19 protein-coding genes are annotated in these 23,440 nt (G+C 64.8%); 13 read left to right on the top strand and 6 right to left on the bottom strand.

What is annotated here, in order from left to right; translation table 11 throughout:
* Positions 1 to 101: 101 nt before the first annotated feature.
* Positions 102 to 2,084 carry an acetate--CoA ligase gene (gene acs / locus ACWA1U_RS00385; protein ID WP_463723374.1) on the bottom strand — a complete coding sequence of 661 codons (1,983 nt, stop codon included), beginning with the start codon at positions 2,082 to 2,084 and terminating at the stop codon, positions 102 to 104.
* 316 nt (positions 2,085 to 2,400) lie between these two features.
* Here acs and ACWA1U_RS00380 point away from each other — a divergent pair, with 316 nt between their 5' ends.
* From ACWA1U_RS00380 to ACWA1U_RS00370, 3 genes are read left to right on the top strand one after another with little or no spacing between them, the layout of a single operon-like run.
* The gene (locus tag ACWA1U_RS00380) at positions 2,401 to 3,624 is read left to right on the top strand and encodes a hypothetical protein (protein WP_463723373.1); all 1,224 of its coding nucleotides are present in this window, start codon (positions 2,401 to 2,403) and stop codon (positions 3,622 to 3,624) included.
* A 36-nt stretch (positions 3,625 to 3,660) separates the two neighbouring features.
* On the top strand, positions 3,661 to 4,449 hold the full coding sequence (gene nth / locus ACWA1U_RS00375; protein ID WP_463723372.1) for an endonuclease III: 789 nt from the start codon (positions 3,661 to 3,663) through the stop codon (positions 4,447 to 4,449).
* Positions 4,446 to 5,129, top strand: a complete 684-nt coding sequence (locus tag ACWA1U_RS00370; protein WP_463723371.1) for an NUDIX hydrolase — start codon at positions 4,446 to 4,448, stop codon at positions 5,127 to 5,129. The genes nth and ACWA1U_RS00370 overlap by 4 nt, the downstream gene beginning before the upstream one ends.
* On the opposite strand, the gene ACWA1U_RS00365 is transcribed toward ACWA1U_RS00370, so the two are convergent.
* Both ACWA1U_RS00365 and ACWA1U_RS00360 read right to left on the bottom strand, forming a co-directional pair.
* Complete coding sequence (locus ACWA1U_RS00365; protein ID WP_463723370.1) at positions 5,041 to 6,567, bottom strand: hypothetical protein; 1,527 nt, start codon at positions 6,565 to 6,567, stop codon at positions 5,041 to 5,043. The genes ACWA1U_RS00370 and ACWA1U_RS00365 overlap by 89 nt on opposite strands.
* Positions 6,568 to 6,687: 120 nt before the next feature.
* Entirely contained in the window at positions 6,688 to 8,403 is a 1,716-nt protein-coding gene (locus ACWA1U_RS00360; protein WP_463723369.1) for a bifunctional 3'-5' exonuclease/DNA polymerase, read from the bottom strand.
* A gap of 112 nt (positions 8,404 to 8,515) precedes the next feature.
* Between ACWA1U_RS00360 and ssd the strand changes: the two genes are divergently transcribed.
* The 7 genes from ssd to ACWA1U_RS00325 all read left to right on the top strand — a co-directional run bounded on the left by ssd (position 8,516) and on the right by ACWA1U_RS00325 (position 13,372).
* Positions 8,516 to 9,583 (top strand): septum site-determining protein Ssd, encoded by a 1,068-nt coding sequence (gene ssd, locus ACWA1U_RS00355; protein ID WP_463723368.1) that lies wholly within the window; start codon positions 8,516 to 8,518, stop codon positions 9,581 to 9,583.
* Positions 9,580 to 10,794: a TadA family conjugal transfer-associated ATPase gene (locus ACWA1U_RS00350; protein ID WP_463723367.1), complete on the top strand. Its 1,215-nt coding sequence runs from the start codon at positions 9,580 to 9,582 to the stop codon at positions 10,792 to 10,794. Before ssd ends, ACWA1U_RS00350 begins: the two co-directional genes overlap by 4 nt.
* A complete protein-coding gene (locus ACWA1U_RS00345; protein WP_463723366.1) occupies positions 10,794 to 11,522 on the top strand; it encodes a type II secretion system F family protein in 729 nt (242 codons plus the stop codon). The genes ACWA1U_RS00350 and ACWA1U_RS00345 overlap by 1 nt, the downstream gene beginning before the upstream one ends.
* On the top strand, positions 11,519 to 12,079 hold the full coding sequence (locus ACWA1U_RS00340; RefSeq protein WP_463723365.1) for a type II secretion system F family protein: 561 nt from the start codon (positions 11,519 to 11,521) through the stop codon (positions 12,077 to 12,079). The genes ACWA1U_RS00345 and ACWA1U_RS00340 overlap by 4 nt, the downstream gene beginning before the upstream one ends.
* Before the next feature lie 198 nt (positions 12,080 to 12,277).
* Entirely contained in the window at positions 12,278 to 12,568 is a 291-nt protein-coding gene (locus tag ACWA1U_RS00335) for a DUF4244 domain-containing protein (RefSeq protein ID WP_463723364.1), read from the top strand.
* A 61-nt stretch (positions 12,569 to 12,629) separates the two neighbouring features.
* On the top strand, positions 12,630 to 12,950 hold the full coding sequence (locus ACWA1U_RS00330; RefSeq protein WP_463723363.1) for a TadE family type IV pilus minor pilin: 321 nt from the start codon (positions 12,630 to 12,632) through the stop codon (positions 12,948 to 12,950).
* Positions 12,947 to 13,372, top strand: coding sequence for an Rv3654c family TadE-like protein (locus ACWA1U_RS00325; RefSeq protein ID WP_463723362.1), 426 nt, complete (start codon positions 12,947 to 12,949; stop codon positions 13,370 to 13,372). The genes ACWA1U_RS00330 and ACWA1U_RS00325 overlap by 4 nt, the downstream gene beginning before the upstream one ends.
* A 30-nt stretch (positions 13,373 to 13,402) precedes the next feature.
* Here the strand turns inward: ACWA1U_RS00325 and ACWA1U_RS00320 are convergent, their stop codons facing one another.
* Together ACWA1U_RS00320 and ACWA1U_RS00315 are read right to left on the bottom strand one after the other, a co-directional pair.
* Complete coding sequence (locus ACWA1U_RS00320) at positions 13,403 to 15,748, bottom strand: DEAD/DEAH box helicase (protein WP_463723361.1); 2,346 nt, start codon at positions 15,746 to 15,748, stop codon at positions 13,403 to 13,405.
* A gap of 106 nt (positions 15,749 to 15,854) precedes the next feature.
* Entirely contained in the window at positions 15,855 to 16,505 is a 651-nt protein-coding gene (locus tag ACWA1U_RS00315) for a GNAT family N-acetyltransferase (RefSeq protein ID WP_463723360.1), read from the bottom strand.
* Positions 16,506 to 16,602: 97 nt separating this feature from the next.
* Here ACWA1U_RS00315 and trhO point away from each other — a divergent pair, with 97 nt between their 5' ends.
* Positions 16,603 to 17,520: an oxygen-dependent tRNA uridine(34) hydroxylase TrhO gene (gene trhO, locus ACWA1U_RS00310; protein WP_463723359.1), complete on the top strand. Its 918-nt coding sequence runs from the start codon at positions 16,603 to 16,605 to the stop codon at positions 17,518 to 17,520.
* Between the two features lie 7 nt (positions 17,521 to 17,527).
* On the opposite strand, the gene srmL is transcribed toward trhO, so the two are convergent.
* Positions 17,528 to 18,637 carry a PheS-related mystery ligase SrmL gene (gene srmL, locus ACWA1U_RS00305; RefSeq protein ID WP_463723358.1) on the bottom strand — a complete coding sequence of 370 codons (1,110 nt, stop codon included), beginning with the start codon at positions 18,635 to 18,637 and terminating at the stop codon, positions 17,528 to 17,530.
* A 193-nt stretch (positions 18,638 to 18,830) separates the two neighbouring features.
* On the opposite strand from srmL, the gene ACWA1U_RS00300 reads away from it, so the two are divergent.
* Together ACWA1U_RS00300 and topA are read left to right on the top strand one after the other, a co-directional pair.
* On the top strand, positions 18,831 to 20,426 hold the full coding sequence (locus tag ACWA1U_RS00300) for a DUF7059 domain-containing protein (protein ID WP_463725090.1): 1,596 nt from the start codon (positions 18,831 to 18,833) through the stop codon (positions 20,424 to 20,426).
* Positions 20,427 to 20,616: 190 nt separating this feature from the next.
* Positions 20,617 to 23,388, top strand: coding sequence for a type I DNA topoisomerase (gene topA / locus ACWA1U_RS00295; protein WP_463723357.1), 2,772 nt, complete (start codon positions 20,617 to 20,619; stop codon positions 23,386 to 23,388).
* Positions 23,389 to 23,440 lie beyond the last annotated feature (52 nt).

The raw sequence follows: 23,440 nt of genomic DNA, 5'->3' as shown, positions 1-23,440 counted from the left end.
TCCCGGCAACGTCACAGGGTGCATAGACCCAGCTCACAGTTTTTGTCGCCTACATGCTGTTCGTAACCCGTTTGGACAGCATGTAGGCGACAAAAACTCAGCTATTTACGCAGGGACGCCGCAATCTGCTGCATGATCGTCGGGTCGGAGAGCGTGGTCGCGTCTCCTACCTCGCGGCCCTCGGCTACGTCCTTCAGCAAGCGCCGCATGATCTTGCCTGAGCGCGTCTTCGGCAACTCCGGGACCACCAGGATGTTGCGCGGTTTGGCGATCGGCCCGATCTCCTTGGCCACGTGGTTACGCAGGGTGGTGACGACGTCGTCGTCCTCCACTGCTGACCCTCGGAGGATCACGAACGCCACCACTGCCTCTCCGGTGGTCTCGTCGCTTGCGCCGACGACGGCGGCCTCCGCCACCGAGGGGTGGCTCACCAGGGCGGATTCGATCTCCGTGGTCGAGAGGCGGTGGCCTGAGACGTTCATGACGTCGTCAACCCGGCCGAGGAGCCAGATGTCGCCGTCCTCGTCCCGCTTGGCGCCGTCGCCAGCGAAGTACATGCCTTCGAACCGGGACCAGTAGGTCTCCTTGAACCGTTCCGGATCACCCCAGATGCCGCGGAGCATGGAGGGCCACGGCTCCCGGATCACGAGGTAACCACCGGACCCGTTGGGAACGGACTGGCCCATCTCGTCGACAACGTCAATGGCGATTCCAGGCATGGCGACCTGGGCCGAACCTGGCTTGCAGGCAGTGACGCCGGGCAGCGGCGAAATCATGTGCGCACCCGTCTCGGTCTGCCACCAGGTGTCAACGATGGGCGCGCGTGTCTGTCCACGCTCGCCGTTGCCGCCGATGACTTCGCGGTACCACATCCAGGCCTCGGGGTTGATGGGCTCCCCAACGGAACCAAGCACACGGATTGAGGAGAGGTCGAACTTCTTGGGGATGTCGCGGCCCCACTTCATGAAGGTCCGGATCGCAGTGGGCGCCGTGTAAAGGATGGACACCTTATACTTCTCCACGAGCTCCCACCAGCGGCCCTGGTGCGGTGTGTCCGGGGTGCCCTCGTACATCAGCTGGGTGGCGCCGTTGACCAACGGCGAGTAGGTCACGTAGCTGTGGCCGGTCACCCAGCCGATGTCGGCAGTGCACCAGAAGACGTCGCTTTCGGGGTGTAGATCGAAAGTGTTCTTGTGCGTGAACGCGGTCTGCGCGAGGTAACCGCCGGTGGTGTGGAGGATACCCTTGGGCTTCCCCGTGGTTCCCGAGGTGTAGAGGATGAAGAGCGGGTGCTCGGAGTCGTGTCCCTCAGCAGTGTGCTCTTCGCTTGCGGGGCCGACGACGTCGTCCCACCAGACGTCCAGGCCCTCGGTCCACTCAACGGGCTCACCGTTGCGCTTGACCACCACGACGTTCTCCACCGTGTGGCCGGGACGCTGGAGTGCGCCGTCGACCGCTGGCTTGAGGGAGCTGGGCTTCCCGCGCCGGTAGGTGCCGTCGGAGGTGACCACGAGCTTTGCTTCGGCGTCGTCGATCCTGCTGCGAAGCGCGTCAGCCGAGAAGCCGCCGAAGACTACGGAGTGCACTGCGCCGATCCGCGCACAGGCCAGCATGGTGATGACCGCTTCAGGGATCATGGGGAGGTAAACGGCCACGCGGTCGCCCTTGGACACCCCGAGTGATTCGAAGGCATTGGCGGCCTTCTTCACCGCGATGGTGAGTTCGGCGTACGTGAAGCTGCGGGTGTCTCCCGGTTCGCCCTCGAAATGGATGGCAACTCTATCGCCGCGGCCTTCTTCGACGTGGCGGTCCAGCGCGTTGTAGGCGGCGTTGATCTTCCCGCCGACGAACCACTTGGCGAACGGGGCATCGGACCAGTCAAGGGCCTGGGTGAAGTCCTCATGCCAGGTAAGTAGCTCACGGGCTTGCTTCGCCCAGAATTCGGGACCCTGCTTGCCTTTTTCATACAGGTCCGCGGTGGCTATTGCGTTGGCAGCAAATTCCTCGGTGGGTGGGAATTTGCGCTCCTCATGCAGGAGGTTTTCGAACGCGTCTCCCGCATGAGTTTGGGTGTCTTCAGACATGGTGGACCCCTTCGGCCGATCGGAGCGCTACGGGTTTGAACAGACGCCAGCCCGTACGCGTGTGCTGTCTCCCACTTTAGTAGGCAGCACCCGTAAGCATGTGCTTGCCGTCACAATCCGGATGTAAGAGGGCCTGTTTCTGCGACGAACGGCGCTCAGGCGCTGTTGGCTAAGCGTCGACGCGGCCGATCATGGGTAGTGAAGGAAGATGGCGTTGACTAGTGTTGTCAGAGAATCCGAACCTGGCTCACCGCCGTCGGCTTCTGAACCGCGGCATGCGCCGCTGTTGTAAAACTGTCTTGAATGGAGTCCCGACATGACCGAACCGCGCCAGTACGACGGCGGCACCGGCCCCGCGAGCAGCTCGCCTGTGCAGCAGGCGGAGGAGCGTTCGCGCGACGCCGGGTCCTCGGGTGAGACCACGAGCGATGCCGTTGCAGGTCCATTCACACTGCGCGAGGCAGTGATTGGCGGATCGGTGCTGGTCATGCTCATCGGCACCATCCTCCCCTTCACCGAGGGCGTGAACCTGTGGAGGACGTCTGCACTGTTCTTCCTCGGGATCGGCATTCTGCTGCCCGTTGCTTCCCTTGCGCTGCTGGTGGGCCGCCGGTTGGGATCGGAAAACCTGAGGGTCGGGTCACTGTCGGTTGACCAGTTCGCGTCGGTGGCGGCAGCGTTGGCCACCAGCTTCTTCTTTATTCAAACGGTCACCACGTTCGGTATCGGCCAGTTCATCGCGCTCCTCGGTTCTGTTGGGTTCCTGGCTGCGACTGTCGGCGGCCCGCACCTGAGCATCTTCAAGCCCGATTTCGACGGACGGCCTTCAACGCCAGCGCACCTGATCGCCCGCCAGGCGCTTCCGGCCAAGCCACGCCCGCCTAAGCCGGTACCGGCGGAGCAGGTGAAAGCCTGGCAGGACCCAGATAATGCGACGGCAGGTACACCTGCGTCATCAAACCGAGCGGATACCGGGCCAAGCAGCGCAGGCCGATCGGCGGGTTACGCTGTGGCGGGCTACGCGGCTGGCCAACAATCCGCCGCACAGGGAGCTGCTGCTGAACGTTCCCCTGCCTCTGAGAGCTCCGTGGAACCTGCGGCAGGAACGGAACCGGAGGTCGGTTCCCCGTCCAGCCATCAGCTGGAACAGGAAGCTTCTCCTCGTGCGGAAGTGGAGGCTGACCCATCCGATGACCACGAGAACGTTCCGGAAACACCCGCACCCACGATGGCCCATCCCGCGGTGCAGGAGGACACGCGCGAGGAGCCAGCGCAAACCCCTTCGCGCACTGAATCCATTTCCGCAACACGTGAGGCGGAGGATGATGAGCCTTTGGTCGAGGCTTTCTGGTTCGCCGTGGGGACGCCACGCTCCGTCGTCGACGAACAGACCGGCGCGCCTTTGTTCGTGCTCCAGCCTGGAGACTGGGAGGTTGGGATCGAGGACCGCGGCAACGAGTTCCTGGTCCAGGACAAGCGCACCGGGCGGATCGGCGTCATGCGGGATCTGCGCAACATTGAACGCGCTCCGCAGGAGTGACGGGCCACGGCGGGCAGGCCAGTTAGGGGACGGAACGTGCTTTACGAGGCGCCATCGCCAGTTGCGCTGAAGCGGCGTGCGCGGCGGATTCACCGTGAGCTCGCGCAGACCTACCCCTACGCGGTGGCGGAACTGGATTTCCGTAACCCCTTCGAGTTGTTGGTGGCGACGGTACTTTCTGCCCAGACAACGGACGTTCGGGTGAACCTGACCACGCCGGCGCTGTTTGCGCGCTACCCGGACGCAAGAAGCCTTGCCGAGGCTGCGGAGATTGAGCTTCAGGAGATGATCCGGCCCACAGGCTTCTTCCGTGCGAAGGCGCGGAGCCTGCTTTTGCTCTCAACCCGGCTGGTCGACGACTTTGATGGAGCGGTACCCGGGCGTTTGGAGGACCTGGTGACCCTACCCGGGGTAGGCCGCAAAACCGCAAACGTGGTGCTGGCCAACGCCTTTGGGATACCGGGTATCTCGGTTGATACCCACTTTGGCCGGCTGTCGCGGCGCTTCGGGTGGACGCAGGAGGAAGATCCGGTCAAGGTCGAGTTCGAGGTCGGCGCACTCTTCGAACGCAAGGACTGGGGAGAGCTGTCCCACCGGGTCATTTTCCATGGCAGGAGAATCTGCCACGCGAAGAAGCCCGCGTGCGGTGTCTGCCCGGTTGCGGCTTTGTGTCCGTCCTACGGCGAGGGTGAAGTTGATCCGGTCAAGGCAGCGAAACTCCTCAAGTACGAAATGGCGCCGGGCAGGGAAGAACTCCGCGCCCGAATGCTCGCAGGCGCTAACAGGGCCGAGCTCCAGAGCGCAGGATACAGCCTCGGCGCATGAGCGCTTACGCCGAACTCAAACGCTTCGCGGAGCGCTCCGAGGCTATTGGTCCAGGCGCCCGGACCAGTGAATCCTGGCAGCTTCGCGGACTCGACCCCGCCACCGCCCGGCCCGCTGCCGTGCTGATTCTCTTCGGGCACCTCGATGATGAGCCTGCAAAGGCCCATTCGATTGCGGTTCCGGATGATCTCGATGTCCTCTTTGTCACCCGGGCGGGTTCGCTGCGGGATCACCCGGGTGAGGTGGCTTTCCCGGGCGGAAGAATTGACGACGGCGACCCGAGCGCTTCCGCGGCGGCACTCCGTGAGGCTGTGGAGGAGACCGGGTTGGATCCGTCCGGGGTGGAAATCCTGGGCGAACTTCCGGAAGTGGGCCTTCCGGTCAGTAACTACCTGGTCACACCCGTGCTTGCCTGGTGGGCTTCGCCAACACCGGTCCGGGTTGTTGACCATGGTGAATCCGCCCACGTCTTCCGGGCGCCCGTCGCCGATCTCCTCGCTGATGGCACCCGGTTCACCGCGGTGGTTCGCCGCGGTGACAGAGTGCACCGCACACCTGCTTTCGACGTGCAGGGAGTCACGATCTGGGGTTTTACAGGCTTGCTGCTGGCACGGTTGTTTGACGGACTGGGCTGGGCCGGACCGTGGGATGAGTCAAGGGAGCGCGATGCACCGTTGTGACGCGTTCGGGGGTATGTACTGAGGCTTGCGGTGCTCTTACCCCACCGCCTGGCGTGCGAAGGAGGCTGCCGGGATCTTTGGCCCGGTCAATCAGGCCCGTGGCAGTGTCAAGGCGATCCCGTGCGGCCCTGCTCCACATGACAACTTTGAACGCACCGGTTTCCGTTCCTGCTTTGTGGAAGGCAAATGCCCGGTTCAGCGTAGGGAACCTGCCCTGAACCCGCGGGTACATTGCGGCGGCGGCAGGAAAGAGTCTGTCCTTCAACAGGTCCTTCATCTTGCCGCCCAGATATCCCGTGGGGCCCGCCGCGATGAAGGAGGTGCCCTCGTCCAGAACTTTCCCGGCAGCTTTCAAAGTGGGCCGGTTCAGCACAGTGACAGCGGGGGAGAGGAACCTGGCTCCGAGGCCGGCAGCGGCAAGGATGCCGTTGTCTGCCGCCTTGATTGCCAAGGTCAAGTCCTGGAGGGTCCGTGCGCCGGCAAGGCGCAGGCTTCCGCGCGAAGCGAGGCTGGTGACGATGCGCGAGACCGGTGTCACCAGGTGTTGCAACGGTTTGGCGGTGAGTGCCCTGGCAGCTAGTTTGCTCATGGTGGCGGTGACGCGCATAACCATTTGGCCGGTGCGGAATGCGCCAACTGCGGTACCAATCGCGGCGGAACCACCGAGGGTGAAGAAGCTCAGAACGGCCGACGCTCCGAAGACCACAGCGCACTCAGCGGCGAAGGCAACGGTCTCCTCGATCAGCTCATGATGCGCGGCTTCGATGCCGTCGGCGTATTCCCGGCTCGCGCGGGCCAGTTCCCGCGCCGCGTCCTCGATGTTCCTTGCTGCGTTATCCGCAACGCTTGAGCGCGCAGCCAGCAGAGTGAGGTCCGCAGAGTTCAACCCCGCGACGGATTGGCTGACCTGGCCCATGGCGGTAATCCGTGAAAGTTCGACCTCATCGGCAAACGAGGTCCAGGCGAGCGCCGCCTCACGCAAGGCCGTCGGATTGCCATTGGGCCAGACGAAACCCGCAATGTTCGTCACGATGTCCCAGCCTTCGGGGAGGAACACCGGGTTGTCGCCTACGGCTGAGGGTAACCCAAGTGCCAGGCATTCGGCCGGAACTTCGGGCATCGTCGGCACCACCAGCGCGCTGGTGCCGAGCGATGCCACGTGTTCTGCGCTGCTGTAGCCCTCAGCGGCCAGGGTCAGGGCCAGGGAGCTGTCGGAATTGGCGGCGGTGAGACCCTGGAGCCCTGCAAGGGTCTCCTGTGCTGCAGGTTCGTAGGCGGCTGCCCAGTCGGTCCCGCTTGAATCCCAACCGGCCATTCCGGCTCCGTTAGTCAGGGTCGCGTGGACTGTGGTGCCCGCAGCAGACAGGCTACGCGCCGCTGAGGCCGCGCAGCGTGCCGCCGCGGCGTATCTGTCTGTATCGACTGTCAGTATGGTCATGGGTTCCCCTCTGATTCTGCCCATGCAGCGGTCTCCCCTGACGCTACTGAAGCAGCTCAGCCGCCCGCCACGAGGGTTGGGAAACTGTTGAAAAGTCCGCCCGACTACTCCTGCACAGGGTTACTTCGCCTGCGCGTATGAGTTCACCGTGACAACGTTGACCGGAAAGTCCACCGGAATCTCACCGAACATGAGCTTTGCCGCCGCCCGGGCAGCGTCGTTTACAACCGCCGCGACCCTCTCTGCCTGCTCCTCGGGAACGTGGAGCATCACCTCGTCGTGCAGAAAGAACACGATGTGGGCGTTGGCTAGCGCTGCAGCGTCCGCCCGGAGCCGCCGTCGTAATTCTGCAAGCCAGCACAAGGCCCACTCCGCGGCCGTCGCCTGCACCACGAAGTTTCGGGTGAACCGCCCGCGCGAGCGGGCAAGTGAGTCAGCGCGCTGCTGCTCGGCAGCTGAGCTGGTCTGCTGGGAAGCCAGCCATCGTTCGGACGGAGGCGGGCAGCCGCGGCCCAGGTAGCTTGCGACAACACCGCCGGCCTCACCCGTGCGTGCCGCTTCCTCAACCAGCGCGATTGCCTGGGGATAAGTTCGCGTGAGCTGCGGCATGAGGCGGCCGGACTCGCCGGTGGTGGCTCCGTACATTGCGCCGAGCATGGCGAGCTTCGCCTTCGATCGGTCACCACCGAACCCCTGGTCGGCGATTCCCTGATACAGGTCGAGTCCACGTCCGGCTGACGCGAGGGCAGAGTCCCGCCCCAGCGCGGCAAGGACCCGCGGTTCAAGTTGGGCTGCGTCTGCAACCACCAGGACGCAGCCGGGGTCAGCACGGACGGCGTCACGCACCTGGTGCGGAATCTGGAGGGCCCCACCGCCGCGGGAAGCCCAGCGCCCCGACATGCTGCCACCCACCACGTATTCGGGACGGAACCGCCCCTCATTCACCCAGGTGTCGAGCCAGGTCCAGCCATTGGCGGTCATCAGCCGGGACAGCTTCTTGTAACGGAGCAGCGGTGCTATCGCAGGGTGCTTCTGCCGTTCCAGCTCCCAGGAGCGGGTAGAGGACACCTCGATTCCCGCTCGGTGCAGCGCGCGCAACAGCTCCTGCGGAGAGTCCGGATTGAACCTCGGATTGCCCAGCGCTGTACGAAGTTCTTCCGCCAGCAGCTCGAGCCCGGCAGGCCGGTGGCCCTCCCGTGGACGCGGTCCAAGCTGGGACTCGAGCAACGCATTGTGCAGGTCCGCACGCCACGGAACTCCGTGGAACTCCATCTCCGCTGCAATCAGGGCGCCGGCAGACTCGGCAGCGAGGAGCAGCGCCAGCCGTTGGGGATCGGAGGAGCGCTTGAGCGCCTGTTGTTGCAGCGCAAACTCCCCGGCAACGGTGTCGATATCCGGACCACGGTCATGGAACCCGGTATCAAACCCGGTGTCAAAAAGGCTGTCCTGAAGCGGCGACGGCGCCGCCGCGGGTAGCGCGCGTATGAGGGGGTCATCGGCCTCAACCGGGTGATCCTGCAGTTGGCTTCCATACTGCGTAGAGGCACAGGACGGCGAATGGCGCATGATCTCGCGGCTTAACGCGATATCGTGGCACCGCTCAACCGTGATCCCGGCCGCAAGGATGGCCTGATACCAGGGCCGGGTGCTGTCCCACACCCAGCGGACCCCGGGCCGCTCAAGCTGGGAGACTTGGGAGACAAGGTCTCCCAAACCGACGACGGCGGTGCTCCCCACGGTCTCGCCCGAAGGGTCGACGGGGCGGAAGGCGACCTGCGCACCATCCACGCCGTCGAGGCGCAAGGCGCTGGGCGGTGGCGCCAGGACGATGTACACACTCCCATTCTCACCTACGACGTCGGCTGACCGTTCCTGCACATTCGCTGGAGTTATCCACATAGCGCCGTTTCGGTGGAGTATTGCGCGCCGATCGCCGCAGGCTGATGACATGTCTTCGTGGATTCCGTCGTCCGAGTCGGGCGCAGTTGTGCTGGTTGCTGCCTCCCAGCTTCTTCGCGATGAGGTGGCGAGGGTGGCATTGGCCGCAGGTTTGGACTTGACCCTGGCCGCAACGGTTCCTGAAGCGCTGTCGCTTCGTCCCGCCGTCGTGCTTCTGGAACCGGACAGTGCGCGCCATACCGTGACCAGCGCCGCCGTCGTGGTGGTCGGGCTGGACGGGGAGGAGCAACTCGCCTGGTCAGCAGCAACCCGCTGTGGCGCTGACCGGGTGGCGATCCTTCCGCAGGCGGCTGGCTGGCTGGCTGAACATCTTGGCCGGTTGAGGCATCCCCGTATTCAGGGCCGCGTTGTTGGCGTGCTGGGAGCGGTCGGTGGTGCTGGGGCTACATCAGCCGCCTGCTGGTTGGCGGCGGGATCTTCCCGGAGCGGGGTCGGCACGCTACTGGTCGATGGAGACCCGTTGGGCGGCGGGATTGAACTCACTCTGGGCAGCGAACTGCTCGCGGGGGTCAGATGGCCGGATCTATTGGAGGTCCGCGGCACACTCAACCCGGACCAGCTCGTCCAGGCCATCCCTCGGAAGGAGGATTTCTCATTGTTATCCATGGGAGTCGAACCACCGGATCCTGGCATTCTTGGCACCGCGGCGGTCAGTTCGGTGATGGAGGCTGCGCGCAGCGCGTTTGAGCTGACTGTGGTGGATGCTGCGCGCGGTTGGTCCGCCGACGGCTCGCTGCTGCCCTACTGCGACAGCATCTTGTTGGTGGTTCCGGGGCGAGTCAGGGCCATTTCAGCGGCCCGGACCACGGTTACCCAGTTGCAGCCCCTGCCTGTCCATGCTGTTGTCCGGGGTCCGCTCGGGCCAGGCTTGGACCCCCAACGCGTGGCTGACGCTGTCGGAATACCCTGCGTCGGCTACCTGCCGCACCTGCGCGGGGCGGGCAGCGCTGAAAACCAGGGCCGGGTGCTCGATCTGTCACGCCATCGATCCGTCCGCTCATTCTGCCGGTTGGTGCTGGATTCCGTGCTTCCCCAGTCCACCCTGACCACAGCATGAGCGACCACCTTCGTCCGCGCCGAACCCGTCCGGGGAACGAGAATCCCAGTGATCACATCGAAATGGTGGCGCGGGTCCGCGACGCAGTGATCAGTGAAGCGGCTCCGGTTACGGGGGCCCGGCTCGCCGCGGCAGTGCAGTCCACCGGGCGCCTGCTTGGATCCGAGGGCACTTTCCGGACCCTCGACCGTGTGAGGGCTGAGCTTCAGGGCCTCGGCCCCCTGCAGCCCTATGCGGAAGATCCCTCCATCACGGACATTCTGGTCAATGGACCCGGTGCTGTCTGGGTGGATGACGGTGGTGGGTTGCGGCGAACCGGGCTGTCCTTCGGGAACGACGGCGAGGTAAGGGCACTGGCATCGCGCCTCATTGCCGCGGGCGGGAGGCGGCTCGACGACGGCAATCCCTGCGTGGACGTGCGCCTGGACCGGTTCCGAGTCCACGCGGTTTTACCTCCGTTGTCCACCACCGGGACCCTGCTGTCCATCCGCATCAAGCGCCAGCGCAACTTCTCGCTGGAGGAACTTGTCACGGCGGGGGCGGTCGACCCCCAGATGAGTGCCGTCCTGCGCCGCATCGTTGAGAACCGCCTCAACTTCCTGGTCAGCGGGGCAACGGGTACCGGCAAGACAACCCTGCTTTCGGCGATGCTTTCCCTCAGTAGCCCCGACGAACGATTGGTGACCGTTGAGGATTCCGCTGAACTGAGCCCTGCCCATCCGCACGCCATCGGACTGCAAAGCCGGCACGGCAACCTCGAGGGAAGCGGAGCCGTGGATCTGGCGGAACTGGTTCGACAGGCGCTGAGGATGCGCCCTGATCGTCTGGTGGTCGGGGAGTGCCGTGGGGCGGAAGTCAGGGAACTGCTTGCGGCAATGAATACAGGACACGACGGCGCGGGTGGAACCATCCACGCCAACTCCGCGTCGAGCGTTCCCGCCCGGCTCAGTGCCCTCGGCGCGCTGGCGGGCATGGAAGCGCGGTCACTCGCCCAACAGGTGGCAAATGCCCTGGACGTGGTGATCCATGTTTCCCGTGAAGCGACCGGCCGTACGGTCTCTGAGATTGGTCTGTTCAGCCTGGGACCCGATGGCAACTTGCTGGTCCGCTCTGCGCTTCATCGCGGCAGTACTGACTCTGGTCAAACTCCAACCTGCACCCGGGGACCCGCCTGGGAGGAACTGGCCGCCAAACTGGAACGGAGGCGCTGATGGCTGGAGTCCTGATCGGAGCGCTACTCCTGACGGCATTCTGGCTGACCCAGTTGCCGCTTCGAGCAGCGCCGAAGCTGACGCTGGGCACCGAGCCTGGCCCGTCTTCCAATCGCCCCAGCAAATTCAGGCGTGGCCGCAGGAGAGCGGATCCACATGAATTCCCGTTGTTCGTTCACCAGTTGGCGGGTCTGCTCCAGGCTGGGCGGTCCCCACTTCAGTTGTGGGAGGACATCCTCGAAGTCCATCAGGATTCACCGAACTCCGGATTCTCAGCTTCCGCTCGCCCAGTCCTCGAATCTGCCCGCCAGGCGGCCACACTCGGAATCAGCGTTCCGGAGGTACTCCGCGAGGCAGCAGCGCGGTCACCTGACGCTGCGCTGCGGGGGCTGTGGGTGGACCTTGCTGCGTGCATCGAGGTCTCGGAGCGCAGCGGCGCCCCGCTGGCCGGCGTGCTTGCAAGGTACGCCGCCCAACGTGAATCCCAGCTCGACTCCGACGCAGCACGGAACACCGCACTCGCCGGCCCCAAAGCGACCGTCCGCCTGCTCTCGTGGCTCCCGCTGTTCGGGCTCCTGTTGGCCTATTTGATTGGTGTGGATCCGTTGGCGGTACTTCTTGGTTCTCCACCGGGGATGGCCGCTTTGATGACGGGGATCCTGCTGTTGGTCTCCGGACGGCTGTGGTCCAGCAGGCTGGTGCGGGCAGCCGAGGAGGAACCCAGATGACCGGGATACTCGTCGGCTGCATCCTGTGGCTGGGGTGCTGGCTTCTCCACCGTTCGCCCCCCGTGTCGCGCCAGCTGATTCTTGTTCGGGCTGGCGTTGCCAAGGCGGGTCAGGGCGTTGGACTGGATGACCCGGCACTGATGATGGATCTGATGGCTGCGATGCTCGCGTCGGGAACATCGGTCGAGCGCGGTCTGTCGGTCCTTCGTCGTTCGGCGTCAGCGGCTACCGGGAACGTACTTGTCCCAGTCGAAACGGCACTTGCGGTGGGTGCTTCCTGGGACGTCGCCTGGTCAGCTGCTGGGACGTCCGGCGCCGGTTCAGTCGCCGAACTGGGCCGCGCCCTCCGGTTCGCCGGTACCACCGGCGCTCCATCGGCAACGATCGTCAGCGCCCATGCCGCGCAGTTCAGGCGGCGCCGTAACCGGGAGGCGGAGCGGCGGGCAGCCGCTTTGGGGGTGCGGTTGGTGGTTCCCCTTGGCCTGTGCTCCCTGCCTGCGTTCGTCTGCCTCGGCGTGATTCCCATACTTGTAGGTCTTTTCCCCTCCTTCAAGTAGGGATGATCCGTCCAGTGCTCCACAGGTGGCCCGAAGCTGCTGAAGTTATCCACTTAGCGCGGTTGGGCGACCCGTTGAAGCACCGCCCGGACCAGACTCGAATCAGCCGCTTCGGTGGCCCGCCTGATGGGCGTCTCCTCGGAAGGTAACCGAGTGGAAGCCCGGCGAATTACCCGATCACCAGGACAAGGAGTCAACATGTCATTTCCCCAGTTCGAAGCCAGCCGAGCCCATGAGCCGGTCGAGGCGAGTTCTGAATCGCCGGGGTGCGCCTCGGTCACCCCCATACGGGCGGACCTGCAGGCAGCGCCCCAGCCGAGCCGGCGTCGGGCGCTGATGCGTTCGGACGCGGGCCTGGCGACGGCAGAGTATGCGATTGCCACGCTCGCGGCCGTAGGTTTCGCGGCGCTGCTCGTGGCCGTCCTTTCCAGTGGTGAGATCAGGGGCATGCTCATGTCCTTGATCTCCTCCGCCCTGAGCTTCGGCTGATCCGTCGGTGTTGGGGGCTCGAAGCTGGCGCACCGGCCACTCCGTCCGTGAGGGTGGCGCTGTGACGGCGGAAGTGGCGGTGGCGCTCCCGGCTGTGGTGGCCCTGCTTGCGGTGGTGCTGGCAGCGGCCACCGTGGGCATGACCCAGCTCCGGATCGAAGAGGCAGCACGCGCCGGTGCCCGCGAGATCATGCGCGGCGAATCACCGGAGAGCGTTAACGCTACGGTCCGGCGGATAGCCGGAGACGGTGCGGTGATCTCCGTTCAGGCTGGTGGAATCACTTCCACGGTCGTCGTATCCACCGGCGTGGATCTGCCGGGACTGGACCTGTTCGAGCTTGATCTGTCAGCTCAAGCCGTTGCCACACCGGAGTTCCCATGAGCCGTACCCCGGCAACCCGAACACGGCTGTCCCGGTTCAGCCGGCTTCGCCCAAAGGGAGGGGAAGCCGGCGCCGGAACAGCCTTGATGGCCGGAGTGGCCTTAAGCGCGCTGCTGTTGTTGCTGATCGTCATCCTGTTTGCACAGGCGTCAGTGGCAGCGTCCAGGGCAGCCACTGCTGCGGATCTGGCGGCCCTCGCGGCGGCGGACGCGGCGAGGGGGCTCCGGGACGGGAATCCTTGCGTGGTCGCCGAAGAAGTAGCAACGCAGAATCAGGCAATCCTGACGGACTGCAATGTTCAAGGGCCTGCCGGCCACATAGTCTCCGTCAGCACGGAGGTCGCGTCAGTGCCGGCCCTACCCGCTGCACAGGGCCACGCAAGAGCCGGCCCTCCGCCGGTGCCATCGGACGGCTCCGGGTAAGGATCAGCCTTCCTGCGTCAGTGAGCGTGCTCAGGAAACACTGTCTGGCGTGGGCTCAACGAGGCGGGCCTGCGCCAACAGCATTTCCAGCAGTGTCAGGGCGCCCTGCTTACTCAGGGGGTTGTTCCTGTTACCGCACTTCGGGGACTGGACGCACGAGGGGCAGCCGTCGTCGCACCCGCAGGACCTTATTGCCTGCGCCGTAGCCCCAAGCCAGAGAGCTGCCGCCTCGAAACCACGCTCAGCGAAGCCGGCTCCGCCGGGATGCCCGTCATAGACGAAAATAGTCGGCAGTCCGGTATCCGCATGCAACGCCGTCGAGACGCCACCAATGTCCCATCGGTCACTCGAAGCGACCAACGGAAGGAGTCCAATGGCAGCATGTTCCGCAGCGTGGAGCGCACCCGGAAGATCGGCTGGGGTGATGCCGGAGCTCTCGAGCAGGCGGGTGTCGCACTCGAACCACACACTCTTCGTGAACAGATCCCTGGCACCAAGTTCAAGGAGCTCTTCGCCGAGGATCTCATTTGATACGAAGGCTTTGCGTTGGAAGGAAACCACCTGAGTGGTGACCTTGACCTCGCCGAAACAGACCCGGATTGGGCCCCAGGGAACGCTGCGGTGTTCAGAAATGACCTCGATCTGTGTCACATCCCGGGCCTGGGTGTAGTAGTCGGGATTGGACCGGGTGACCATGGCGCAATGGTCCTGTTCATTCAGTTCATCGACAACGTAGCTCTGGCCCTGATGGACGTAGATAGCGCCGGTGTGGGCCTGATAATGGCTCTGCGGCGAGTCCATGGTCCCCAGCACCGTGCCGGTGGATGATTCGATGATGTTGATGGGTCCACCGCCATCCGCCCGGAGGTTCACCATTCCTGCGGCGCTTTGCGGGTGCGTCCAGAACCAGCCCGCCGGGCGTTGGCGCAGCAACCCCTGATCAACCAGCTGGTCACACAGGCCGCGCGCCGATTCCCCGAACAGGTCAAGGTCTTCTGACGTAAGCGGAATCTCCGCAGCGGCGGCACAGAGATGCGGTCCCAACACGTAGGGGTTGGAGGGGTCGAAAACAGTCGCTTCCACGCCCACGTCAAAGACCGCCTCGGGGTGGTGCACCAGGAAAGTATCCAGCGGATCATCGCTGGCAACAAACGCAGCCAGCGCGTCCTGTCCGGACCGCCCGGCGCGCCCGATCTGCTGGAGGAGTGACGCCCTGGTCCCGGGCCATCCGGCCACCAGCACCGCGTCCAGGCCGGATATGTCGATCCCCAACTCCAGTGCGGAGGTGCTCGCCACGCCCAGCAGCCGGCCGGAGCGCAACGCCGCTTCCAGCTCACGCCGCTCCTCCGGCAGGTAGCCCGATCGGTAGGCCGCAACGCGGGAAGGTAGGCTTCCGTCCACCTCACTGAGCAAACGCTTGGTGTTGGCAGCGATGGATTCTGCTCCGCGGCGGGACTTGATGAACGCGATGGTCCGGACCTGGCTCGAAACCAGGTTGGTCAGAAGGTCCGAGGTCTCAGCGATAACCGTTCTCCGCTGACGTGCACCATTTTCCCCGCGAAGATCAGTCAGTTGAGGTTCCCAGAACGCCACGGTGGTGGAGCCGTGCGGTGAAGCATCCTCGGTAAAGGCGGTCACCTGGGCGCCGATCAACTTTCCAAATGACTCCGCGGGGGCGGCGGAGGTTGCAGAGGCGCCGATAAACACGGGGGAGGCGCCATATGATGCGCACACCCGCCGCAGTCTTCGCAACAGGTTCGCCACGTGGGAACCAAACACGCCCCTGTAACTGTGCGCTTCATCCACGATTACATAGGAGAGCCGGCGGAAGTACCGCGCCCACCAGGCGTGGTTCGGCAGGATCCCATAGTGCAGCATGTCCGGATTCGCAAGGACCAGGTTGGCATGATCGCGGATCCAGCGCCGCGCGCCAGGGTCTGTGTCGCCGTCGTAGGTGTCCGCCCGAACTGTGGAAAGACCCAGCGAGTTGATCGCCGAGAGTTGGTCCGCCGCAAGCGCCTTGGTCGGGGAAAGATAGAGCGCCACGGCACCGGTGGGCTCAAGTGATACCTGATCGGTGAGCGCCGAACGGTGGATCGCGTCGAGGACCGGAAGCTGATAACTCAGCGATTTCCCCGACGCGGTTCCGGTGGCAATGACAACGTGGGAACCAGCATGCGCGGCATCTGCCGCTTCGCTCTGATGCGTCCAGGGTTCAGCAATACCCAGAGCCTGGTAAGCGGAGACCACATCTGGGTGCACCCAGCCGGGCCAGGGCGCGTATTGAGCTTCGCGTGCAGGCAGGTGCCGTACGTGTACCAGTTGCTCAGGATCCACCCCGCCGAGCAGCGGTAGCAGGGAATCATGGGCGGGCACCAAGTAAGTCTGACACCCCGAGCTCTGGAACGGTGGCGCTTTGGCTGAGCGCGAAGAGGCAGGGGTGCCTGAGTGTGCGGCCTGAGTGGGTTCGCGGCTGCTTCCGTCAGCGCCGAATAACGAACACGTCCGCCAGGTGGGTCCAGCCGAGGTACTGGTACAGGTGCCGGCCGTCAGCCGATGCCATCAGAAGCCCGGTCTCGACGTCGTCCTCCAGCACGGCCGCCGTCAAGGCGCGCATGACAAAGCTGCCAAGTCCCCGACGCCGGTAATGTTCATTCGTCACGATCCGGTCATAAACGGCGTACTCGCCCTGCTTCGCCACTGACCCGCGGGCAGCTTCCTCCCCGTTTGCGGTCACTGACACCCGCCTGCAGGCGCCTTCGCGGCTGTGCTCCAGGTGGAATTCCTCGTCGGGCGGCCTTGGATCCTCAACGTCCTGCCCATCCATGGATAAGCACATCAGGGCCTGCTGCCGGTCAGATACACGCATGCCGAGCGGCGCAGCGGCGTCGATGAGGTCCTGCATCCGGTTCGTGACGACGGTGAGCACCCTGTAGTGGTCCGTCCTGGTCTCCTGCGCGAGCTCGAGGAACTCGCCGATGGTGGGTTCGTAGACGATGTCTTCGAGATGGTTCTGCTGATCGGTGAGCAGAACAGATGTCCAACGGCCATGATCCTGGGGCTCGTAACCGCGGCATGCGGCCCAGCCGTCAATCCAGGTCCTGACGAGTTCTTCGGAGGGAGTGGCGCTCATGAATGAACGATAGTGGCGCGGGGGTCCGCTTGAACATAGCCAGGAGGGGAGGTTGCCGTATTGATACCTGACGTACTTGCGCCGGTAACCTTGATGGGTGTCAATGAACCGCATTGTGCTCTATTACGCGTTTACGCCGCTGCCCGATCCCGAGGCCGTCCGGCTGTGGCAGCGCGCGCTGTGTGAGAAGTTCGGGCTGCGCGGCAGGATCCTGATCTCCAAGGACGGTATTAACGGGACCGTCGGTGGTGAGCTGAACGCGGTCAAGCAGTACGTGAAGACCACCCGCGAGCATCCAGCGTTCAGGAAGCTCGATGTGAAGTGGTCCGATGGCGGTGCGGAGGACTTCCCGCGCCTGAGCGTCAAGGTCCGCGAGGAAATCGTTTCTTTTGGTGCACCCGGCGAACTGAAGGTGGACGGGAACGGCGTCGTCGGCGGTGGAACCCACCTCAAGCCGGAGCAATTGCACCAGCTGGTGGATGAACGCGGCGACGACGTCGTGTTCTTCGACGGCCGCAATGCCATGGAGGCGCAGATTGGCCGGTTCAGGAATGCCGTGGTGCCGGATGTGAACACCACCCACGATTTCGTCCGTGAACTCGATTCAGGCAAGTACGACCACCTTAAGGACAAGCCCGTTGTCACCTACTGCACCGGTGGCATCCGCTGTGAGGTGCTGTCCAGCCTAATGATGAACCGCGGGTTCAACGAGGTCTACCAGTTGCAGGGCGGGATTGTCCGCTACGGCGAGACCTACGGGGACGCCGGGCTGTGGGAGGGCTCACTGTACGTCTTCGACAAGCGCATGCACGTGGAGTTCTCGAAAGACGCGAAGACCATCGGCAAATGCGTGCGCTGCTCATCGCCCACCAACAAGTTCGAAAACTGCTCGAACCTGAGCTGCCGTAACCTCACCCTCTACTGTGCGGATTGCGCGGCCAGTCCGGCAACCCTGCGCTGTCCGCAGGGTTGCGAGTCGGAAGAAGCTGAGGCCACCGCGGTCGGCGGGATCTGACCGGTACCTAAGTCAGTTCCAGCACGGGACCCTCATGAAGTGCTACGTATACCCGGTCCCGCAGCGTGTTCGCCTCACTGTCAGTGAGCGTACGGTCCAGCGCCTGCAGAGTCAGCCTAATCAGCAGGTTCTCCTGCCCCGGCGCGGGCTGCAGGCGGACCCGGGCGGCAGGCGGCAGCTGCTCAACCGGCGTCCGGGCCCGGATCACCAGCGATTCGAGCACCTCGGCATCTGGACCCAGCGCTTCGCGGGCGAGGTCGCCGAGCGTCTCCTCGTCGTCGTCGGCGCCGCACAGGATCGACAGGTCGCGACGCACGGCGGGCATCAGCGACACCGGCCGCCATGGCTCCAGATCCAGCAACTGCCCGGCGATGCGCGGATCCGCCGACCGGAGGAGCCGGATGTCGTCAATCCCTTTGCGCAGCATGAGCGCCCGGTCCAAGCCCATCCCGAGTGCCAGTCCGCCCCAGCGTCGGGGGTCCAGCCCCGAACCGCGAAGGACCCCGGCGCCCACCAGACCGCACTCGGCGAGTTCCAGCCACCCGGCGGGAGTTTCGACGTCAATCTGCAGTCCGTGCGAGGTATAGGAGTGCTTCGCCGGAACCGCCCGCCAACGGGCACCGGGCAGGACGGCGTCGACGACGGCGCCAGCTGAGTCCAGCAGGTCGCGATCCGTCAGCAGCCCCCGGGCCTTCAAGCGCCAGAGGTCGGCCTGATGGGGCGTCCCCACATGCGTGCGGTCGACTGCGTCCCGCCGGTAGACGAGCCCGGGCAGTACATGCAGGTGGTCATAGGAGTCCTCGACCGCGCGAAGCGAATCCAGCACCGCTGGAATCCCCGCCGAGGTATGGCTCCGCAGCATCACCGTGGGGCTGACATGGCGGGAGTAGCGGGTGTCGCGGGTGACGTCATCGGGCGCGTAACCGAGGCGGTCGTAGTTGTCAGCCGTCGACACCAGCGGAGTAGTGCGGTGCGCGGTGGCCTGCACCGCCCAGACCGACGTCAGCCGATCAACGACGGCGGCGAGCAGGGCCTGTATGGCGTGCGGGCCATGTGCCGGGTCGCTGAGATCGCGGACGGACAGGGCAGTACTGAGTTCGGAAATGGTGAGATACATGAGCTGGTCCTTGTGCTGTGTCGGGAGGGTTCGGGAGGGAACCCTCGGCCGCAGACACCGTGTGGACTTAGCTGGAGTCAGTTGCGCAGCGCGGAGCCCTCACGGCCGGGAAGCGGCCGGGGGCTGATAAATCGCTGGCTGGAGAGCATGCGTCAATGGTACTCGGAACTGCGCAAATAGACTTGCCCCCGTGATGAACTTCGATACCGTGCCCGACGCCCCGCGCAGCACCCAGCAGGAAGCGCTGGACCGCCTCGCCTCCGACCTGCGCGGTGTCACGTACAGCGTGGACGGTGTCGCTGACCTGGTCGGCCCGGACGCTTACGCCGCGCTCAGCCGCGACCAGGTGGTTCCGGCATTGCTGGCCGCCCGCGCCGCGAGTAGCAAAGGCGAAGCCGACACCCCCGCGGCCGCGCGCGCCGTCGTCGTTCTCGTCTTCCTGCTCGGGCAAAGTACCGCCCGCGAACAGCTGGACGCTGCGTTGCCGCTCACCGGCGCGGCAGGGCTGGAGGCGCTGGGACTGGTGGAGTACGACGACGACGGCACTCACCTTCGCGCCGCACTGGACCTCCGCCCGTACTCATCGGACGCCGGCGGTGACCTGTGGGTTGCCTCCGATCTCGGTTCCCACGTGCGCCCCGGCGTGCTGCGTGCGGACCACGTGCTCGGAATCGGGCAGGCGTCGCTGACCCTCGCCCAGTTCGCGGCGCGCGGGCCCGTGGAGAGGGCGCTTGACCTCGGCACCGGTTGCGGTATCCAGACCTTCCACCTGCTTGCCCATGCCAGGCACGTCACTGCAACGGACATCTCCGAGCGGGCGCTCGCCGTCACGAGGTTCAACCTGCTGCTTAATGCGCGCGTCCTCGGGATCGACCCGGATGATCCTGAAGCCCGCGTTTCCCTTCGGCTCGGCAGCCTCCTGGAGCCGGTGGCGGGGGAGAGCTTCGACCAGGTGGTCTCGAACCCGCCGTTCGTCATCACCCCGCGCACCCCCGAAGAATCAACCGGGGAGCAGTTCACCTACCGGGACGGTGGCCTGCCGGGCGATGACATTGTCTCCACCCTGGTCCGTGCGATCCCCTCGGTGCTGGTGCCAGGCGGCACGGCGCAACTGCTGGGCAACTGGGAGATCCAGAGCGGCGGCACCTGGGCCCAGCGCGTGGGGAGCTGGGTGCCCGCGACGGCCGATGCGTGGGTCATCCAGCGCGAACAGCTCTCGCCTACGCATTACGCCGAGACCTGGCTGAGGGACGCAGCCCAAAACCGCGAACCAGCCCAGTTCGCGGACCGGTTCAATGATTATCTGCAGGACTTCGCATCCCGCAACGTGGATGGAATCGGCTTCGGCATGGTCTGGCTCCGGAACGCCGGCGGGCCGGCAAGCCTTCATCGGCTCGAGGAAGTCACGTACGAACTCGAACAACCGGTCGGCCCGCACATCAACGCGGCCATCACACGCCATGACTGGCTGAATGATGGCGCATCGCTTGAGTCAGTGCACCTGCTGATCCCCGAGGACGTCACGGAGGAGCGGCACCAGCGGCCGGGCGCCGAGCATCCCGGCGTCATCCTCCTGCGCCAGGGCGCGGGCCTTCGCCGCACCACGCTGCTCAGTACGGAGCTGGCGGGCTTCGTTTCAGCGTGCGACGGCGACCTCACCGCCGGGCAGATCATCGGCGCCCTTGCCGCCCTGCTGGACAGGGACGACGACGGCTTCCGCGCAGGGCTCCTCGCAGACGTCCGCAACCTCGTCGAGGAGGGTTTCCTGGTTCCGGCGGATCAGGCCTGACGGAGGCGCAACCAACCGCCGTCGTCGACCCGTTGTGCACAACTGCGCACCAGCAAAAGCCCGCCGTCCGCAGCAGCCGTTACCCTAGTGCAGGTGGGCATACCGCATACTGTGAAGGGCAGGACGCCCAAACCAATGTGCAAGTGAGCTTGTCCTGCTATTTAAAGAGTCACCTGTACCGAGGAGAGAAGTGCCAGCTAAGGCAACGGAAAAGAAGGCCGGCAAGAAGCTCGTCATTGTCGAGTCTCCGGCCAAGAGCAAGACCATTGCGGGCTACCTCGGCGAGGGCTTCGAAGTCACCGCTTCCATGGGCCATATCCGCGACCTGCCGCAGCCCTCGGATCTGCCGCCGGAGCTGAAGAAGACCTCACTCGGCAAGTTTGCAGTGGACCTCGATAAGGATTTCGAGCCCTATTACGTTGTCTCGGCCGACAAGAAGAAGCGCGTCGCCGAATTGAAGGCCGCGCTCAAGGATGCCACCGAACTATACCTGGCAACTGACGGTGACAGGGAGGGCGAGGCCATTGCCTGGCACCTTCTCGAAGTGCTCAAACCGAAGGTGCCCGTGTACCGGCTCACCTTCCCGGAAATCACCCGCGAAGCCATCCAGCGTGCAATGCATGAATTGCGTGACCTGGACATTCCCATGGTGGACGCGCAGGAAACCCGCCGCATCCTCGACCGCCTCTACGGTTACGAGATTTCCCCGGTCCTGTGGCGCAAAGTGGCGCGCGGTCTGTCCGCCGGACGCGTGCAGTCGGTGGCAACCCGCCTCGTTGTCGAACGCGAGCGTGAGCGCATGGCGTTCCGCGCGGCGTCGTACTGGGACCTCACTGGCACCTTCTCGCCGGAGGACGCGTCCAAGGGCGAGTCCTTCAATGCCAAGCTCGTCTCGCTCGACGGCACCCGGGTCGCGACCGGCAAGGACTTCACCGACCTCGGCCAGCTGAAATCGCAGAGCGTCGCCCTCCTGAGTCAGGAGGCTGCTACCTCGCTGGCTGCGGCACTCCAGCAGGCGGATTTCCAGGTCCGGTCCGTTGACACCAAGCCCTACACGCGCCGTCCGGCCGCGCCGTTCACCACGTCGACGCTGCAGCAGGAAGCAGCACGCAAGCTGCGCTTCTCCTCGCGCGTCGCCATGCAGGTGGCACAGCGCCTGTATGAGAACGGCTACATCACCTATATGCGTACGGATTCGCCGTCGCTGAGTGACCAGGCCATCAACGCTGCACGGCGCCAGGCTTCCGAGCTGTACGGCGCCGAGTACGTTCCTGATTCCCGCCGCGTCTACAAGGGCAAGGCGAAGAACGCACAGGAAGCCCATGAGGCCATCCGTCCCGCCGGTGACTCATTCCGCACGCCGGCGCAGGTCGCCAAGGAGTTGCGCGGCGACGAGTTCCGGCTCTACGAGCTGATCTGGAAGCGCACTGTCGCCTCCCAGATGGCTGATGCAAAGGGTTCGACGGCGACACTCCGCCTGGGTGCCCTGGCAACGGGCACCGACGGGAAGACGCAGGACGCCGAGTTCTCCGCGTCAGGAACGGTCATCACCTTCCGCGGCTTCCTCGCAGCCTATGAGGAAGGCCGCGACGCTTCGCGCCATCAGGAAGAATCTGCCGATGACGCCGACCAGTCCGGTCAGGGCGCACGCCTGCCCAACCTTGCGAAGGGCGACGCCCTCGGAGCCGAAGCCATCAACGCCGTCGGACACGAAACGTCTCCGCCGCCGCGCTATACGGAGGCCTCCCTGGTGAAGGTCCTCGAAGAGCGGGGCATCGGCCGTCCGTCCACCTATGCCGCAACGATCTCCACCATCATGGACCGCGGCTACGTCCGCACCCGCGGCCAGGCACTGGTGCCCAGCTGGATCGCGTTCTCGGTGGTAAAGCTTCTCGAAGAGCACTTCCATGACTACGTCGATTACGATTTCACAGCCGAACTCGAGGAGGACCTCGACCGCATTGCGCGGGGCGAGGCGGGCCGGGTTGAGTGGCTTAACCGCTTCTACTATGGCGACCGCAAGGAAACCGGGCTCAGCACCATCGTCAACGACCTCGGCGAAATTGATGCCCGGCGCATCAACTCCGTCGAAATCGCCGAAGGGATCGTTCTGCGGGTAGGCAAGTTCGGGCCGTACCTTGAGACGCCGCTGCCACCGGATGCCCCGGAAGGCACCGAGCCACAGCGCGCCAACGTTCCCGAGGATCTTGCACCGGATGAGCTGACAGCCGAGAAGGCAATCGAGCTCATGAACAACCCGGCGGCTGAGGAACAGGCGCTCGGCACTGATCCGGAGACTGGCCGCACCATCGTTGCCCGTGACGGCCGCTACGGTCCCTACGTCATTGAACTCGTGCCCGAGCCAACGGAGGAGGATCTGGCCAACCAGCCGGTCGAGTACTTCAAGAACGGCAAGCCCAAGCCGCCAAAGAAGCCCGTGAAGGTCAAACCGCGCACCGGGTCGCTGTTCAAGTCCATGTCGATCGAAACGGTCACGCTGGATGAGGCACTCAAGCTCATGAACCTTCCGCGCGTGCTCGGTGTGGATGCCGAGGGCAAGGAGATCACGGTCCAGAACGGGCGGTTCGGGCCATATCTCAAGAAGGGTTCTGATTCCCGCTCCATTGGGTCGGAAGAAGAGATTTTCACCATCTCACTGGAGCAGGCACTCGAGATTTATGCCCAGCCCAAGCAGCGTGGTGGGCGCACGGCAACGCCGCCGCTGGCGGAGTTCGGTGATGACCCTGTGTCGGAGAAGCCGATCGTGGTCAAGGACGGCCGCTTCGGACCGTACATCACCGACGGCGTCACAAACATCACGGTCCCGCGTTCGACGGCTATCGAGGAGCTCACCCGCGAGACAGCGGTTGCGCTTCTTGCGGAGAAACGCGAGAAGGGTCCAGCGCCGCGGAAGACCGGGGGCAGGGCTCCGGCCAAACGGAAGACAGCTGCCCGGAAGTAATGTGTGCCTGCACTGCAACGATTGAGGGCTGCGCGCGCCTGCGGGACATAAT

The organism is Arthrobacter sp. TRD_SC_6 (assembly GCF_055361185.1).
The sequence above is the reverse complement of the archived record's forward strand: the minus strand, read 5'-3'. Positions and strand labels throughout refer to the sequence as shown.